General features: G+C 61.6%; 10 protein-coding genes and 1 pseudogene. 8 read left to right on the forward strand and 3 right to left on the reverse strand.

Features of this window, described 5'->3' with window-relative positions:
* The first annotated feature begins 4 nt into the window (after positions 1 to 4).
* From GN234_RS17235 to GN234_RS17245, 3 genes and pseudogenes are all read left to right on the forward strand, one after another.
* Positions 5 to 3,550, forward strand: a complete 3,546-nt coding sequence (locus tag GN234_RS17235) for a non-ribosomal peptide synthetase (protein WP_163855825.1) — start codon at positions 5 to 7, stop codon at positions 3,548 to 3,550.
* Positions 3,551 to 3,582: 32 nt separating this feature from the next.
* Positions 3,583 to 4,047, forward strand: a complete 465-nt coding sequence (locus GN234_RS17240) for an SRPBCC family protein (protein ID WP_116833899.1) — start codon at positions 3,583 to 3,585, stop codon at positions 4,045 to 4,047.
* Between the two features lie 297 nt (positions 4,048 to 4,344).
* Positions 4,345 to 5,304: pseudogene (locus tag GN234_RS17245) on the forward strand (IS110 family RNA-guided transposase).
* A 104-nt stretch (positions 5,305 to 5,408) separates the two neighbouring features.
* On the opposite strand, the gene GN234_RS17250 reads toward GN234_RS17245, so the two are convergent.
* A complete protein-coding gene (locus GN234_RS17250) occupies positions 5,409 to 7,289 on the reverse strand; it encodes a methyl-accepting chemotaxis protein (protein ID WP_109756647.1) in 1,881 nt (626 codons plus the stop codon).
* A 253-nt stretch (positions 7,290 to 7,542) separates the two neighbouring features.
* Here GN234_RS17250 and GN234_RS17255 point away from each other — a divergent pair, with 253 nt between their 5' ends.
* The 3 genes from GN234_RS17255 (at position 7,543) to GN234_RS17265 (ending at position 11,624) form a co-directional block, all read left to right on the forward strand.
* Positions 7,543 to 8,043 (forward strand): sigma-70 family RNA polymerase sigma factor, encoded by a 501-nt coding sequence (locus GN234_RS17255; RefSeq protein WP_109756648.1) that lies wholly within the window; start codon positions 7,543 to 7,545, stop codon positions 8,041 to 8,043.
* Positions 8,033 to 9,034 (forward strand): FecR domain-containing protein, encoded by a 1,002-nt coding sequence (locus tag GN234_RS17260; protein ID WP_116833898.1) that lies wholly within the window; start codon positions 8,033 to 8,035, stop codon positions 9,032 to 9,034. Before GN234_RS17255 ends, GN234_RS17260 begins: the two co-directional genes overlap by 11 nt.
* Before the next feature lie 85 nt (positions 9,035 to 9,119).
* Positions 9,120 to 11,624: a TonB-dependent siderophore receptor gene (locus tag GN234_RS17265; RefSeq protein WP_163855830.1), complete on the forward strand. Its 2,505-nt coding sequence runs from the start codon at positions 9,120 to 9,122 to the stop codon at positions 11,622 to 11,624.
* Positions 11,625 to 11,816: 192 nt separating this feature from the next.
* Here the strand turns inward: GN234_RS17265 and GN234_RS17270 are convergent, their stop codons facing one another.
* Positions 11,817 to 12,890, reverse strand: coding sequence for a fatty acid desaturase (locus GN234_RS17270; protein WP_176688816.1), 1,074 nt, complete (start codon positions 12,888 to 12,890; stop codon positions 11,817 to 11,819).
* 100 nt (positions 12,891 to 12,990) lie between these two features.
* Here GN234_RS17270 and GN234_RS17275 point away from each other — a divergent pair, with 100 nt between their 5' ends.
* The gene (locus GN234_RS17275) at positions 12,991 to 13,995 is read left to right on the forward strand and encodes an AraC family transcriptional regulator (RefSeq protein WP_109756652.1); all 1,005 of its coding nucleotides are present in this window, start codon (positions 12,991 to 12,993) and stop codon (positions 13,993 to 13,995) included.
* Positions 13,996 to 14,296: 301 nt separating this feature from the next.
* Here the strand turns inward: GN234_RS17275 and GN234_RS17280 are convergent, their stop codons facing one another.
* Entirely contained in the window at positions 14,297 to 14,983 is a 687-nt protein-coding gene (locus tag GN234_RS17280) for a Crp/Fnr family transcriptional regulator (RefSeq protein WP_176688817.1), read from the reverse strand.
* A gap of 87 nt (positions 14,984 to 15,070) precedes the next feature.
* Here GN234_RS17280 and GN234_RS17285 point away from each other — a divergent pair, with 87 nt between their 5' ends.
* Positions 15,071 to 15,595, forward strand: a complete 525-nt coding sequence (locus tag GN234_RS17285) for an Mpo1 family 2-hydroxy fatty acid dioxygenase (RefSeq protein ID WP_109756554.1) — start codon at positions 15,071 to 15,073, stop codon at positions 15,593 to 15,595.
* The last annotated feature ends 83 nt before the right edge of the window (positions 15,596 to 15,678 follow it).

Genomic DNA, 15,678 nt, shown 5'->3' on the forward strand with positions numbered 1-15,678 from the left:
TTCGATGAGACGCCTCGAAATCGCAGTGCCTGGCACAAGCCAGGCCATGGCCGAACTGGCCCGGGAACTGGAGCTGCATGGCCACGGTGTGGTGGATCGGCAGTCGCCGTCCGGGCACGGCGCGGTCGACCTGTTGATCGACGACGGTACCGTGCAGTGCAACACCCAGGCCCGATCTTGCCTTCAGGTACGCGTGGCGTTGCAGGCCATGCCCGGGCAGGTATTACCGCAACCGGTGTTGGTGTTCAGCGACGCTGCGCAGCGGCTGTTGTGCCAGGAAGTGATCGCGCCGCAACGTGACGGCAATGGTCAATCGTTGCGCCTGCGTACGCTGGCGACGCTGGTCGAGACGGGCGCACGACTGGTCAGCCAGTTATCCCGGGATCAAACCTGCTTCGATCACTGGCCGACGGCACACGCTGTCACTGTCGCCGCCCCCCTGCTCGGGCTCGATGCGCTGGAGCCGCTGGCGTTCGAGCACGGCCTCAATCGGCCGCCAGTACCCTGGCTGCTGGCCGCCGCCGACGTGCCGGTGATGCACAGCATCGAACAGCGCATGCTCGATGATGCGACGCAACCGGCCCTGTGGATCGATGGACAACTCATCGACTACAAATCCTTGCGCCGCCTGGCGCTGAGGTTGCAGCAGCCGATGCTGGAAATACTGCACCGAGCAGAACATGAGAAAGGAGCTGTTGGAGAACCTGTGGGAGCAAGGCTTGCCCGCGATGAAGACACCGATGCTCTCAAACAAACCGCGTCATCGTTCATCGGGGGCAAGCCTTCCTCCCACAGGCCTTCCTCCCACAAGGTGATCGGCGTGTGCCTGCCCAAGTCCGCGCACCTGTATGCGGCGATCCTGGCAGTGCTGGGCTGTGGGGCGGTGTATCTGCCACTGGACCCGCAGCACCCGGCGCAACGTCGACGCTTTATCCTGGAGAATGCCCAGGCGGACCTGCTGCTGCACGACGGCGACAGCGACCTGGGCGAGCTCTCGTTGCCCACGCTGAATGTCCATCAACTGCCAATGCCCAAGCCAGGCATCCCCGCTTCGCTGATCCGCCGCAGGGTCGACAGCGATGAACCGGCCGTGGCGATCTACACCTCCGGCACCACCGGCCAGCCCAAGGGCGTGTTGCTCAGTCACCGCAACCTCAGCCATTTCTGCGCCTGGTACGGCGACTACGTCGGGTTGCAGCGCGACAGCCGGGCGTTGCAGTTTTCCACCATCAACTTTGACGCCTCGCTGCTGGATATCCTGCCGACGTTCATCCACGGCGCCCTGCTGGTGGTACCCAGCGAAGACCAACGCCGCGATCCACAGCAATTGGTCGCGTTGATTCACCAACAGCACATCAGCCACGCCTTTTTGCCGCCTGCGCTGTTGAGCGTCATGCCCCTCGATGCCCCGCTCGGCCTGACGCACTTGATCACCGGTGGCGATGTCTGCGAGCCGTTCGTGATCGAACAGCTCGCACCACAATGCCAGTTCCACAATATCTACGGCCCGACCGAAACCACGGTCCTGGCCACCACGCGGCCATTCAGCGTCGGCGACAACAACCGCAACCTTGGCGTGCCCATCGCCAACGGTCGGGTACTGATCCTGGACGAACAACTGCAACCGGTTCCCCAAGGTGTCCCCGGCGAGCTGTACATCGCCGGCCCGGGTGTCGGCCTGGGTTATCTGAACGATCCGGCGCTGAGCGCGACGCGCTACCTCGACCTGACGCTGCCCACCGGGCAAACGCTGCGGGTCTATCGCACGGGAGATATCGGGCAATGGACCGACAACGGCATTGAATTGAGCGGGCGGCGGGATAACCAGGTGAAGATCCGCGGCTTTCGGGTCGAACCCGAGGAAATCGAACATTGCCTGCGCGATAGCCAGTTGTTTCGCCAGGTGGCGGTAGGGGTCGATGAACGACGGCGGATCCTGGCGTTCCTGGTGCATCCCGAGCAAGCGCGACCCGGCGCTGCCCTCCAGGCCCTGCGCGAGCATGTGCAGAACAGCTTGCCCAGCTACATGCACCCGGCGGCCTACGTCGAGTTGCCCAGCCTGCCTTACACCAGCAATGGCAAGGTCGATCGTCGGGCATTGCTCGCCATGGCGGTGCAGGTGCACGCCGACGGCCAGCGGCGCCAGCCGCAGAGCGCCCTGGAGACGCAACTGCGACAACTGTGGGCCGATCTGCTGGAGCTGCCGGTCGAAGACATCGCCACCGACGAAAGCTTCTTCAACCTGGGCGGACACTCGATCCTGCTGTCGCGTCTGCTGCTGAGTATCCGCCAGACGTTCGGCCGCAGCCTGTCTATCAATCGCTTCATCGAAGCGCCGACGTTGATGACCCTGGCGAAGTTGCTGGACGACCCTGAACAAAACAGCGCATCGACCCTCAGCACCCAGGCCTTCATCGATGCCGAGGCCGAGCTCAACCTCGATCCGCTGCCCATCAGCCAATGCGGCGATGTGCATAAGGTGGTAGTGACCGGCGCCAACAGCTTTCTCGGGGTGCACATCGTCGAAGCGTTGCTGGCCTGGGGCGCCACCGAAGTCGCGTGCCTGGTACGTGCCAGCGCTGAACAAAGCGCGGCCGAGCGGTTCTCCCAGGCGCTTCAGGACAATCACCTGACCCACCTGGATCTGGACCGCGTCAGCGTGTATGCCGCCGACATCACCCAGCCGCAACTGGGTCTGCCGGACGACGTCTATGCGCACATCGACCGTACCTTCGGTGCGCTGGTGCACAACGCGGCCCACGTCAACCATGTGCTCGACTACGAGTCCCTGGCGCGGGACAACGTGGAGCCGATCTTCGAATGCCTGCGCTTGTGTGAGGGGCGCAGCAAGAAGATCTTCAACTTCGTCTCCACGCTCTCGGCGTCCAGTGCCCTGGATGCCGACGGCCAGGTGCTGGAACAGCCCGCCGCCAAGACCCCACCGATCTACATCAAGAACGGCTACAACCTGTCCAAATGGGTGGGCGAACGGATCCTGCAGCGCGCTCGGGATCGCGGGGTTTGGGTCAATCTGTTCCGCCCCGGCAACATCAGTTTCAACAGCCTGACCGGGGTCTGCCAGCCCCATAAGAATCGCTTGATGCTGATGCTCAAGGGCTCGATCCAGCTCGGCCAGGTGCCAGACCTGTCCCTCAATTTCGACCTGATGCCGGTGGACTTCCTGGCCCGTTTCATCGCCTTCCACGCCAGCCGCTACCAGCCGACGCAAGCGGTGTTCAACCTGCACAACCCCGAGCCGTTGAGCTGGGACGCTTATGTGGCGTCGTTCCGCGACAACGGCCGGGAGTTCTCCCTGGTGAGCGTCGCCGAGTGGCAACGGCAACTGGCGCGGGTCGATGCCGACAACGCGTTATTTGGCGTGCTGGGTTTCTACCTCAACGGCTTCGAGGAAGACATCGGCGACATCTCGCTGATCAGCCATGACAACGCCCGCGCCGGTGTGCGGCAGATGGGCGCCCGCTACCCGGAAAAGTCCCCGGCCCTGTTACGCCGCGGCGCTGATTACCTCAAGGCTATCGACTTCATCTGAAACACCCTCAACCCAAAGCAAGGAGCAAGACCATGAGTGCATTTCAACCCGACACCCTGATCAAGAACCCCCATGCCTGCCACGTCGAAACCTCGGTGGAGGTGCCAGCCGACGCGACGCGCGTCTGGGAGGTGGTGGGTGATTTTGGCGGATTCAACCGTTTCATTCCGGCGCTGGAGCGTATCGAAATGACCGGTGATGGAGTGAGGTCCCTGCGCAAGAAATTCTTCCGCGACGGGCAGAACCTGGTGGTGGAACAGCTCAACAGCCGGGACGACCAGGCCATGCACATGACCTGGACGCTGATCTACAACACCCTGGGCATCGACAACCTCTGGGCGGCGATGCGCGTGGAGCCCCTGAGCGACAACCGCTGCCGCGCCACCTGGACCATCATCGCCGACCACACCGATGCTCATACACCGTCGGGGTTCAGGGATTTCCTGCAAGGATTTGCCGATGAGGCGATGGGGAATGTGCAAATGATGTTCAAGTAAGCACCACTCCCTTGTGGGAGCAGGCTTGCTCGCGATAGCGGTGGGGCAGCGGGCAGTGATGTTGATTGCGCCGCCGTCATCGCGAGCAGGCTCGCTTGTATGTTTAGACTTGAAGGGGTGGGCGGGACTAAAAGCTCGATTCCGACTCTAGCCAGTACGGACCGTGGGAGACTTCTCGTTCCGCCCTTTCTACCTAAAGCGCCGATAAGGAATTCATCGGTAAAACCGACGATAGAGGCAAGCCAGCGCAAAGGTAGACCCCGACAAGCACCTAAACCCTAGCTCCGAGGATTCGTCATGACAATCCTTAACTCACCAACGGTTATTGGTATCGATGTAGCGAAGGCCGAAATCGTCGTTTACCGCGAAGACCTGAAAATCACTCAAGCCATCGCCAACCACCGCGAAGCTCTTGGCCGGTGGCTCAAAACGCTACCAGCCCAAAGCTCGATTGCGCTGGAAGCCACCAGCTTTTATCACCTGGACACAGCTGAGCTGGCCCATGGAATGGGGTTTCATGTTTACGTTGTGGATCCTTATCGGGTGGCCCATTACCGTGAAAGTATTGGGCTGCGGGCTAAAACTGATCCTTGTGATGCGCGTTTGCTGGCTCGGTATCTAACGAACGAGCAAGCAAGGCTGCGTATCTGGAGCCCACCTCCAGAAGCCTACAAAGTGTTAAAAAACCTGCTTAGAAAACGTGCGGCACTCATCAAGGCCCGCGTCAGTATCGTGCTGAGTTTTTCGAACGAACCGTGTCTGAAGGACATCTTGGCCCGGCAGTTGGAGGTCTTCAAAGAGTCCGATCAGGCCATTCAGAAACTAATGCGTGAGGCCAGCCAAGCGGCAGGGATCACTGAAAACATCAACCGCTGCAAAGCCATCGAAGGGATTGGTGAACTGACGGCCATTGGCTTGGCGACCGCATTCATGCGCGGTCACTTTGTCAGTGGCGATGCATTCATTGCTTTCTTGGGGATGGATTTGCGTCCAAAAGATTCAGGAAGAAGCACAGTCCTCGTCACTTGAGCAAAAAGGGACGGGGAGCTACGACGCCTGGCGCACAACGCCGCGATGGCGGCCTGTCGGTCTCCTGCCTGGAAACCTTACTATGAGGCCTTCTTGGCACGAGGCCTGGCCAGAACTCAGGCCTTGGTTATCCTCGCCCGCAAGTTGTGTCGGGTAGCATTCGCCCTGATGAAAAATCAGAGCGAATACCAACCAAATTCACGGTTGCAGGGTTCCCCTGCAACATAGAATCTCCCACACTGGTTACGGGGTGGGCCAAAGATCCAGGCTCACCGCCAATCCCTGTGGGAGCGAGCCTGCTCGCGATTGCGGTATCGCGGTTAGCGGTGATGTCAGATCTTGAAGCTGTCCACCAACTGCTTCAGTCGATTGGCCTGTTGCGACAAGGCATCGCAATCCTTCAGGGTTTCATTGAGGTTGGCCACGCTTTGCTGGTTCAGCAGGTTGATGTGGCTGACGTCCATGTTGAGGGTTTCCACCACGGCAGTCTGTTCTTCGGTCGCGGCGGCCACCGACTGGTTCATTCCGTCGATCTCACCGATGCGCTGCGTCACGCTGACCAGTCGCAGACCCGCCTGGTTAGCCACTTCCACGCTTTCTTCGCTGGAGGTCTGGCTGGCGTTCATCGTCGTCACCGCTTCACGGGAGCCGACTTGAAGCGAGGTGATCATCTTGTGGATTTCTTCCGCCGACTCCTGGGTGCGGTGCGCCAGGTTGCGCACTTCATCGGCCACCACCGCAAAACCACGCCCGGCTTCACCGGCCCGGGCCGCTTCGATGGCGGCGTTCAGGGCCAGCAGGTTGGTTTGCTGGGAGATGCCCTTGATCACATCCAGGATGTGCCCGATGTTATCGGTGCTGGCGTTCAGGGTTTCGATCTGAGTGCAGGAAAGGCTGATCTTCTGCGACAGCTCGGTCATGGCCTGGATGGTTTTTTCCACCACTTGGCGACCGTCATCGGCCTGTTCGCTGGCACCGCTGGCATGTTGCGAGGCATCGGCGGCATTGCGGGCGATTTCCTGGGTCGCGGCGCCCAACTGGTTGATAGCCGCGGCCACGCTGTTGGTACGAGCGCTCTGCTCATCCGAGCCGACGAGCGAAGCGTTGGACGAGGTCATCACCCGCTGCGACAGGTCATGCACCTGGCGAGTCGCGGAAGACACTTCCGAGATCGATGCGTGAATCCGCTCCACGAACTGGTTGAACGAACCACCCAACACGGCGAATTCGTCCTTGCCCTGTACGACCAGGCGCCGGGTCAGGTCACCTTCGCCCTGGGCGATGTCCTGCATGGCGCGGCCCATGGTGGTCAATGGACGCATCAACACCTGGATCAGCATGCTCAGCAGCAAGGCAATGGCCGCCACCGCGACAAACATCGCAATCAACGCAGACGTACGGAACTGGCTCAGCGGTGCGTAGGCCTTGGCCTTGTCGATCGACAGGCCGATGTACCACTCGGCGTTCGGCAGGCCGGTCACAGGGGTAAACGAAAGGATACGGTCCTGGCCGTTGAGCTCGACCTCCTGGATACCCTTGCCAATGCGCACGGGGGTGCCGGGGTAGATGTCCTTGAGGTTCTTCATCACCTGGTCTTTATCCGGACTGACGATCACCTGACCGTCGCCGCTGACCAGGAACGCATGGCCGATACCACCGAAATCCACGGAGTTGATTATTTTCACCAGGGTTTCCAGGCTCAGGTCGCCGCCCACCACGCCGAGCAATTCGCCGTTGTGCTTCACCGGCAGGGCAATGGTCACCACCAGGCCACCCACCGCCGCCAGATAAGGCGGGGTCAGCATGGTTTTATCGGCGCTCACGGCTTGTTTGTACCAAGGGCGCTGACGCGGGTCGTAGCCGTCAGGCATTTTTGCGTCAGGACGTTGGGTGAAGACACCGTTGGCCTGGCCCACATAAGTGAACTGGAAGTTCGACGTCAGCGCCGGCTGATCGACCAACCCCGGCAGATCCGCACCAGTGCCTTGATGGGCGATGTTTTGCGCCAGGTTTTCCAGCACCAGTATCCGGCCACTCATCCAGTTCTGGATGCTGCTGGCGGTCAGGTCGCCGGATTGCTCGATGGACGACTCAAGGCTGCTGCCGATGGTGTTGCGCTGCAAATAATCGTTGTAGAGGGTGAACAGGGCAAAAGCCAGAACCACCACGCCAGAGGCGGCCAGAAGGATTTTGTGACTGAACTTTAGATTCATCGAGGAGGCTTCTTATGCAAGGAGTGGGGGTGCATTCCAGGTTTGCAACGTTCCATGTGACAGTGCGAGCGGTTATCACTTCGCTCCACTTTGGTGCACGCATACCAGTCTGTCGGCAAGCCTGTACAAATAATTAGAGTTTCGAAGAAATAGGCGACGGGAGGCCACAGCGAGCGAACGATGGTTGCAAATTCGCCGACGCCTGATGACAATGCGACCTATTATCATTTGTAACATCCAGGCCGTCGCGTCCATGTCATCTCCCGAGTTTGCAGTACAGGCGCTCTACAGCCGACATCACGGCTGGCTCAATACGTGGCTGCGCACCCGGTTGGGCAATGCCGCCGATGCGGCGGATCTGGCCCAGGACACTTTCGTGCGCCTGTTGCAGCGTAGCGAACGCCTGGAGCTTCGAGCCCCACGCGCTTTTTTGCGCACCATCGCCCAAGGCCTGGTGATCGACCATTGGCGTCGAGAAGAAATCGAACGTGCCTACCTCCAGACCATAGCCCACCTGCCGGAAGCCGAAACCCCCGGCGCCGAAACCCGGACCTTGATCCTGGAATTGCTCGAAGCCATTGCCAGGATGCTCGAAGGCCTCAAGCCGAAAGTGCGCAAGGCCTTCCTGTTGGCCCAGTGCGAAGGCCTGACGCACAAACAGATTGCCGAGCAAATGGGCATTTCGCTGCGCTCGGTGGAGCGCTACGTCGCCGATGCGCTATACCACTGCTACGTGTTGCGCTATGAAAGCTGAGCCGGCGGATCACTTTCAGAGCCGCCGTAACGGCCCGTCGCAACAGGTGGTCAGGCAAGCGATCAACTGGCTGCTGCGCCTGCGCAATCACACCGCTCACCCGACCCTGCGCCAACAATGCGACACCTGGCGCGCCGCCCATCCAGAACACGAACTGGCCTGGCAGCGGGTGCAATCGCTGCACAGCGAGTTGACCTCGAACCTGCGGGCAGTGCCCGGTGCCCATGTCGCCCTGAATACCCTGGAAAACAGTGCCCAGCGCCTCAGTCGCCGCCAGGCCCTGAAGTTGCTCTCGGGTGCCGCACTGGTGGGCGGCGCGACATGGCTGGGCAAGGATCTGGGCTGGCGCCCATGGAGTGCCGATTTCGCCACCGCCACGGGTGAACGCCGCGGTTTCCAACTGCCGGACGGCTCACGGCTCGAACTCAATACCCACAGCGCCGCCGACCTGGATTTCACCGCCGGGCAACGCCTGATCACCCTGGCCCGCGGTGAAATCATGGTCACCTGTGGACGCGACCCGGGACGTGCGCTGCGGGTGCAAGGCCGACATGGCCTGTTCGAAGGGCTGGAGGGGCGCTTCGTCGTGCGCCAGGACAGCGACTGCACGCGCTTGAGCGTCACCAGCGGCCGGGTCGTTATTCGTTCCCACCCCAACAGCGATGGCACACCCATCCAGGTCGAGGCCGGGCAAAACTACCTGATCACCCCATCGACAGCGACCCTGGCACCGCCCCTGGACATGGACGCAGGTGCCTGGGCCGACGGGTTGATCGTCACGCGCAACATGCGCCTGGCGGATTTTCTCAACGAAGTAGGACGCTACCGCCCAGGCTATTTGAACTGCGCGGCGTCGATTGCCGACCTGCGTCTGTCGGGGGTTTTCCGTTTGGAGGACACCGACAAATTGCTGGCCGTCCTGCCACGCACGCTCCCTGTGCAAATCCGTTATCGAACCCGTTGGTGGATCACGGTGGAACGCCTGGCTTGATTTTTTTTGGCGGGTTTCAAGCCGGTGTCCGGCTAGGACAGTAAGCAACCCTTATCTGCCTCCAGCGACTCCAACGGAACCCACAATGACTGAGCGCGTACATCTCAAGAATCCCTTCGGCTTATCTTCACAACCAGGCCTGTTGCGCCAGGCTATTCATGCCGCGCTGTTCTCCGCCGCGCTGGGGGGCAGCGTCGTACCGATGCTTGCGGTCGCCGCACAAAGCGACGTGACCGCCAGCCGCCAGAGCTACAACATTGCTCCCGGCCCGCTGAGCGATGTGTTGAATCAGTTCGCCCGCCAGGCTGGGATCACCCTGGCAAGCACCCCGGCGCAAACCGGCGGCGTCCAGTCCCCGGGGCTCAAGGGCGAGTATTCGCGCGAACAGGCCTTGAGCCAGTTGCTCAGCGGCTCAGGACTGGTTGCCGTCAGCCAGGATGGCAGCAGCTACGTGCTGCAAACCGAGACCGCCGGCAGCACGCTGGAACTGCCGACCACGGACATCAAGGGCTTCGCTCTGGGTAACGCCCTGGGCAGCATGGAAGGCTACAACGCCACCCACAGCCAGGTCGCCACCAAGACCAGCACCGCCCTGCGCGAAACGTCCCAGAGCGTGTCCGTGGTCACCCGCGAGCAAATGGACGACCAGGGCGCGCAAACCGTCTCCCAGGCCATGCGCTACACCCCTGGCGTGCTGACCAACCCCTACGGCGCCACCCACCGCTACGACTACGTGGCGATGCGCGGCTTCAACGACGGCTCGGTGGATAACATCTACCTCGACGGCCTCAAGTCCATGGGCGACAGCGGCACCTACAGCTCCATGCAGGTCGACCCGTACTTCCTGGAGCGGGTCGATATCCTCAAAGGCCCGTCCTCGGTGCTCTACGGCCGCAGTTCGCCCGGCGGCCTGGTGGCGCTGACCAGCAAGAAGCCGCTGTACGAGGCCTATCACCAGATCCAGGCCACGGTCGGCACCCAGGGCCAACGGGGCATGGGTTTCGACTTCAGCGGCCCGGTGGATGACGACAAACGCATCACCTATCGGCTGATCGGCCTGGCGGATAGCTCCGATACCCAGTTCGACCACAACAAGGAGAAGCGCTTCGCCCTGGCCCCCACGGTGAACATCGATTTCAGCGACGACACCTCGCTGACGCTCCAGGCCTACCTGCAACATGACCCCGACGGTGGCTACCACGGCGGCATGCCGGCCGACGGCACCTTGCACCAGCGCAACGGCCGACGGATCTCGGAAAACTTCTTCGAAGGCGAACCTGGCGTCGACGGTTACGAACGCGACCAGCAGTCGTTCGGCTACCAGTTCGAGCACCGTTTCAACGATGTTTTCACCGCCCGGCAGAACTTCCGTTACCTGGACTCCCAGGTCACCAACGATCAGGTCTACGCCTATGGCTGGACCACGCCCACCAGCAACGAATTGAACCGCTATTACACCGGCGCCGAAGAAAAGCTCCACTCCTTCATCGTCGACAACATGCTGCAAGCCGAATTCTTTACCGGTGCGACCAAGCACACCATGTTGATGGGTGCGGACTATCAACGACGCAAAACCGTGGTCGACTGGACCAGCGGCAGCCTCGCCCCGATCAACGCCTTCGACCCGACCTATGGCAACTCGGCCATCACCTACTTCAGCCCCACCAGTTACCTGCGACGCCTGGAGCAGACCGGCGTCTACCTGCAAGACCTGATCGAGATGGACAAGTGGCGCTTCTCCCTGGGCCTGCGCCAGGACTGGGTCGAGACCTCGGATGAAAATCGCATTGCCGAATTCGGTCGCCCGCAAGGCACCGAGATCAACGACAAACGCACCAAGCTCACCGGCCGTGCCGGGGCCCTGTACCTGTTCGACAACGGCCTGGCGCCGTACATCAGCTACTCCGAGTCGTTCAACCCGAACTCCTACGCCGACAGCGCCGGCAATCCGCTGCCGCCAACCGATGGCAAGCAATGGGAACTGGGCCTGAAGTATCAGCCGCCGGGCACTGATGACCTGTACACCGCCTCGCTGTTTCGCATCGACCAGGAAAACCTGGCAACCAAACTGCCCCAGGAGAACTTCTACCGCGCCATCGGTGCCGTGCGCTCCCAAGGCCTGGAACTGGAAGCGCATCTGCAACTGACCGAGCAATTCAAAGTGCTGGGCAGCTACACCTTCACCGACATCGAATATTCGAAATCGATGGTCAGCACCCTCAGCACGCCCACCGAAATCATCGAAAACAAGGGCAACTCACCGACCCAGGCACCGCGCCACATGGCCTCGGTCTGGGCTGACTACAAATTCGACAGCGGCGCACTCGATGGCCTGCGCCTGGGTGGCGGCGTGCGCTATGTGGGCTACAGCTGGGCCGATGCGGAGAACACCATGAAGGTACCGTCCTACACGCTGTTCGATGCCTCGGTGGGGTATGACCTGGGCAAGGTCGGCTTGAAGGGCGTGGACGTGCGCCTGAACGCCAACAACCTGACCAATGAAACCTACGTCGCTTCCTGCGCCAGCTTGAGCTATTGCTACATGGGTGAAGAACGCAATGTGGCGGCGACGGTGAGTTACCAGTTCTAACCCGTTTCCCAGAGCTGACACCTCCCCTGTGGCGAGGGGGTTTATCCCCGCTGGGCTGCACAGCAGCCCCAAGACCCGGCACTGCGGTGTGTCAGGCCTGACGACACCCAGCTTTTAGGGGCCGCTTCGCGGCCCAACGGGGATAAATCCCCTCGCCACAGAATGTGTTTTTCATGCCTAAAGTGGTGCGTCTCAAACCCGAGCCGGCCCCACCTCATCCCGCAGCACATTCTCCTCACCCACAAACCGATTCGCCCGCCTGAACGTGCCAAAGTCATTGAACCGCACACCCATTTCCCGCATCACTTGGTGAGCCACCGGCACCGTCAGTTGGCGAATGTAAAACGGCTCCTTCACCACGAAATGATGAATGCCGTGGCTGCTGCCGAAATTGAAGCAGAACGCCTGCAACGGCCACAACCACCAGGGGTTCAGCACCTGGGTCTGCTGGATGACGTTACCCGGTTCGATGTCGCCGTAGTAGTGCATGTTCGAACTGATGAAGTGCAGGCAAAAGGTCCGCAATACATTCGGGCCGATGATCACCACCACCGCAATGTCGATCACCTGCATCGTCGCCAGCGTGGTTGCCGACCAGTCAATTGAAGTCCCCAGCAGACTGGCGACACCGTTGGCCCCATGGAAACCGAGAAACACATACCAGGCGCCCCAGTGCAGCAACGCCAGTGGGAAATAAACCTTTAGCGTGCGCTTGAGGATGCTGCGCTTGTGCGCCCAGGTCTTGGCTCGCAGCAGGCGGATGAAGGCCGACATCACGTTGTCGCCGACCATCAGCAACCGCGCCAGCCCCCAGGGTTCGCCGTTGGTGATGGCCCGTTCCTCCATGTCGGCCTCGCTGCCGGATACCTTGTGATGGTTGAGGTGCAAGTGGCGGCGGATCCACGGATTGATGGTGCTCGGCCGCGCCAGCCACACCAGGCCCATCATCAGGTTGTGGGGCAGGCGCTGCTTGCGAAAGTACATGCTGTGGATCAGGTCGTGTTCCAGCTCGTGGGTCAGGGAGGCGAAAAAAGCGTTGAGCAGCAGGCACGCCCATCCGGCAAGATGACCGTTGATGTAGAGCAGCGCCGAACCGATCATTCCGGCCAGGGCAAACGCCAGGATGCCCGCGCCCAATGCATCCTGGTGGCGCAAAATCGGGTAGCGCTGACGCAATTGCTCGCCCCGGGCCAATACCACCTGGCGAATATGGGCGGATCGCTGTTGTGCATTCAATCGCTCGGGGCTTGCGCAAGTGCCGTGCATGGCTTACATCCTCTGTTATCGATGTGCTCATCCTGCCGGGCGTTGTCCCCTCGGGTGGTAGCCGTAAACGCCAACCTGTTGACCGCAAGCGCCAATCGTCATGACTGAACCGACCTCCCTTGCCAGCTGGACCCGCGCCCTGCGCAAACAGCTCGATGCGTTGGGCCTGGACAGCCATGCCCTGTGCGTCGAAGCCGGGCTCGATCCACAACTGATGGACGACCCGAACGCCCGCTACCCGCTCTCAGGCACCACACGCCTGTGGGCGTTGGCGGTGCAGGCCAGCGGCGACCCGGCCATCGGCCTGCGGGTCTCGCGCTTCGTCAGCCCCACCACGTTCCACGCGCTGGGTTATGCCTTGGTCGCCAGCGGCAGCCTGCGAGAAGTGTTCGAGCGGATCGTGCGCTATCACCCGGTGGTCAGCGATGCGCTGACCCTGCAATTGAGCCGTGGCGAAGACCGTTATCGCTTCAGCCTCGACGTGCCGCCGGGCCGACCGGCGCCAGCCTTCGAGGCCATCGATGCGTTCGCGGCGATTTATGTGCGCACCTGCCGCAACCGCCTGGGCCGCGATTACGCACCGCTGGCGGTCTACCTGCGACGCCCGGAGCCAGCGGATCCCGCGCCCTGGCACAAGGTATTCCGCTCGCCGGTACATTTTGGCGCCGACCAGGATCGCCTGGAGTTCGAGCTCAGCGACTTCGACAGCCACCTGGACGACGCCAACCCGGAACTGGCCGAACACAACGAAACAGTGCTCGAGCGCACCCTCGCCCAGCTCAAGCCACTGACCTGGGAACGCAAGGTCCGCGCGGCCATCGAGGCCCAACTGCCCGAAGGCGAACCCAGCGCCGAACGCATCGCCCAGGCCATGCACCTGAGCCTGCGCAGCCTGCAACGGCACCTGGCCGACGAAGGCTGCCGCTTCGACGCACTGCTCAACGAATGCCGGGAAAACCTCGCGCTGCTGCACTTGCGCGATCCCCAGTGCTCGCTGAGCGAAGTCAGTTACCTGCTGGGCTTTGCCGATGCCAGCAGCTTCAGCCGCGCGTTCAAACGCTGGACCGGAATGACGCCGGGACAGTTTCGGGATGGGTTGCGCTAGGGATTTGCAGCGCCTGGGCTGGCCCTATCGCGAGCAAGCTCGCTCCCACAATGGGGACGGTGTGACCACGATAGTTGCGACAACACCAACCCCCCTGTGGGAGCGGGCTTGCTTGCTCGCGATGATTTTCGCCCAGGCAACCCAAGCCCCGTGGCGAGGGAGCTTGCTCCCGCTCGGCTGCGCAGCAGCCGCAAAACCGGTCCAAGCACTCCGCCTGTAAACATGCTGGGGCCTGCTGCGCAGGCCAGCGGGAGCAAGCTCCCCTCGCCACACCGTTTGTGCATGGCCGCTCCCACAGACTTCAGGTTGTGGTCAGGGCCCGCAACCGCTCGATGTCGAGGATTTCGATCTCGCCATAACTGAGATGAAGGATGCCTTGGGCTTGAAGGTCCTTGAGGACCTGGTTGGTAGTCTGGCGCGACAGCGCGAGCATCAGCGCCAGTTGCTCCTGAGGCAGTTGCAGAACCCGGCGCGCCGGTTCGATTTCGCCGTAGCCTTCGGCGATCATCAGCAGGCGGTGGGCCACGCGGGCCGGTGCGGGCATCAGGCTCAGGTGCTCGAGGTTGATGAAGGTCAGGCGCAGTTTGTGGCTCATCAATAATGCGAGATGCCGCCAATAGATCGGTTGTTCTTGCAGGAAGGCCAGCAACGGCGCCTGGGGCAAGTGCAGCAGCACAGATTGACCTACGACCACCGCATCATGGGTCCGCGGCTGGCCATCGAACAGGCAGATTTCACCGAACCAGTGGGGCGCCTCCACCACGCTCAGCAACGCCTCCTTGCCCTGTTCGTTCACCGCACCGACACGCACCGCGCCTTCCAGCACGGCATACAACCCGCAGGGTGGATCGCCACGCTGGAACAGCCGATGGCCCGGCGGCAGGCGGCGCAGCCGCGCCATGTCCAGCAGACTATTCTGTAACTCATCAGGCAGATGGCTGTACCAATGGCCGGCCATCAGGTGTGAGTGCCAGGGATGCGAATTCATGGAAACTCCGGGACAAGTGTCGGCTAACTGACAGAACACCTTGGGGTACCCGGGCATCATGCAGGCATCACCTCAGGAGGAACAACAATGAAAAGCCTCGTCGATCATCTCAGTCAATACGCCGCCTATCATCGCGACCCGCGCAACATCGCCAGCCATTTCATTGGCATTCCGCTGATCTTCGTCGCCGTCGCCGTATTGTTGTCACGACCCGGCTGGCCGATGGGTGCGGTTCTGGTGTCGCCCGCGTTGCTGGCGGCCGTGGCCAGTGCGTGGTTCTACCTGCGCCTGGAAATACGCCTGGGTGTGTTGATGACGGTGCTGCTGGGCCTGGCGGTTTGGCTGGGCCAGATGCTCGCCGCGCAAAGCACTTCGGTGTGGCTGGGCAGTGGCCTGGGCATGTTTGTAGTGGGTTGGGTGATCCAGTTTGTCGGTCACTATTACGAAGGCCGCAAGCCGGCGTTCGTCGACGACCTCACAGGGTTGATTGTCGGGCCGTTGTTCGTGGTGGTTGAAGCAGGTTTCCTGCTGGGACTTCGTGGCGAACTGAAGCAGGCTATTGAAGAGCGCGTCGGGCCGGTAACCCTGCGCAACCAGCGCTCGGCGGCCTGAAGCCCCCCTCTATGGGAGCGAGTCTGTGGGAGCAAGGCTTGCCCGCGATGGCATCGCCTCGGTCTAATCAGCTACACCGAGGT

The organism is Pseudomonas bijieensis (assembly GCF_013347965.1).
GTDB classification, from domain to species: domain Bacteria; phylum Pseudomonadota; class Gammaproteobacteria; order Pseudomonadales; family Pseudomonadaceae; genus Aquipseudomonas; species Aquipseudomonas bijieensis.

What these genes read in the sequence shown, in the direction of transcription:
- GN234_RS17275 (WP_109756652.1), top strand. Translation starts at nt 12,991, where the DNA reads ATGACTGAACCGACCTCCCTTGCCAGCTGGACCCGCGCCCTGCGCAAA.
- GN234_RS17255 (WP_109756648.1), top strand. Translation starts at nt 7,543, where the DNA reads ATGTCATCTCCCGAGTTTGCAGTACAGGCGCTCTACAGCCGACATCAC.
- GN234_RS17265 (WP_163855830.1), top strand. Translation starts at nt 9,120, where the DNA reads ATGACTGAGCGCGTACATCTCAAGAATCCCTTCGGCTTATCTTCACAA.
- GN234_RS17240 (WP_116833899.1), top strand. Translation starts at nt 3,583, where the DNA reads ATGAGTGCATTTCAACCCGACACCCTGATCAAGAACCCCCATGCCTGC.
- GN234_RS17285 (WP_109756554.1), top strand. Translation starts at nt 15,071, where the DNA reads ATGAAAAGCCTCGTCGATCATCTCAGTCAATACGCCGCCTATCATCGC.
- GN234_RS17280 (WP_176688817.1), bottom strand. Translation starts at nt 14,983, where the DNA reads ATGAATTCGCATCCCTGGCACTCACACCTGATGGCCGGCCATTGGTAC.
- GN234_RS17235 (WP_163855825.1), top strand. Translation starts at nt 5, where the DNA reads ATGAGACGCCTCGAAATCGCAGTGCCTGGCACAAGCCAGGCCATGGCC.
- GN234_RS17260 (WP_116833898.1), top strand. Translation starts at nt 8,033, where the DNA reads ATGAAAGCTGAGCCGGCGGATCACTTTCAGAGCCGCCGTAACGGCCCG.
- GN234_RS17270 (WP_176688816.1), bottom strand. Translation starts at nt 12,890, where the DNA reads ATGCACGGCACTTGCGCAAGCCCCGAGCGATTGAATGCACAACAGCGA.
- GN234_RS17250 (WP_109756647.1), bottom strand. Translation starts at nt 7,289, where the DNA reads ATGAATCTAAAGTTCAGTCACAAAATCCTTCTGGCCGCCTCTGGCGTG.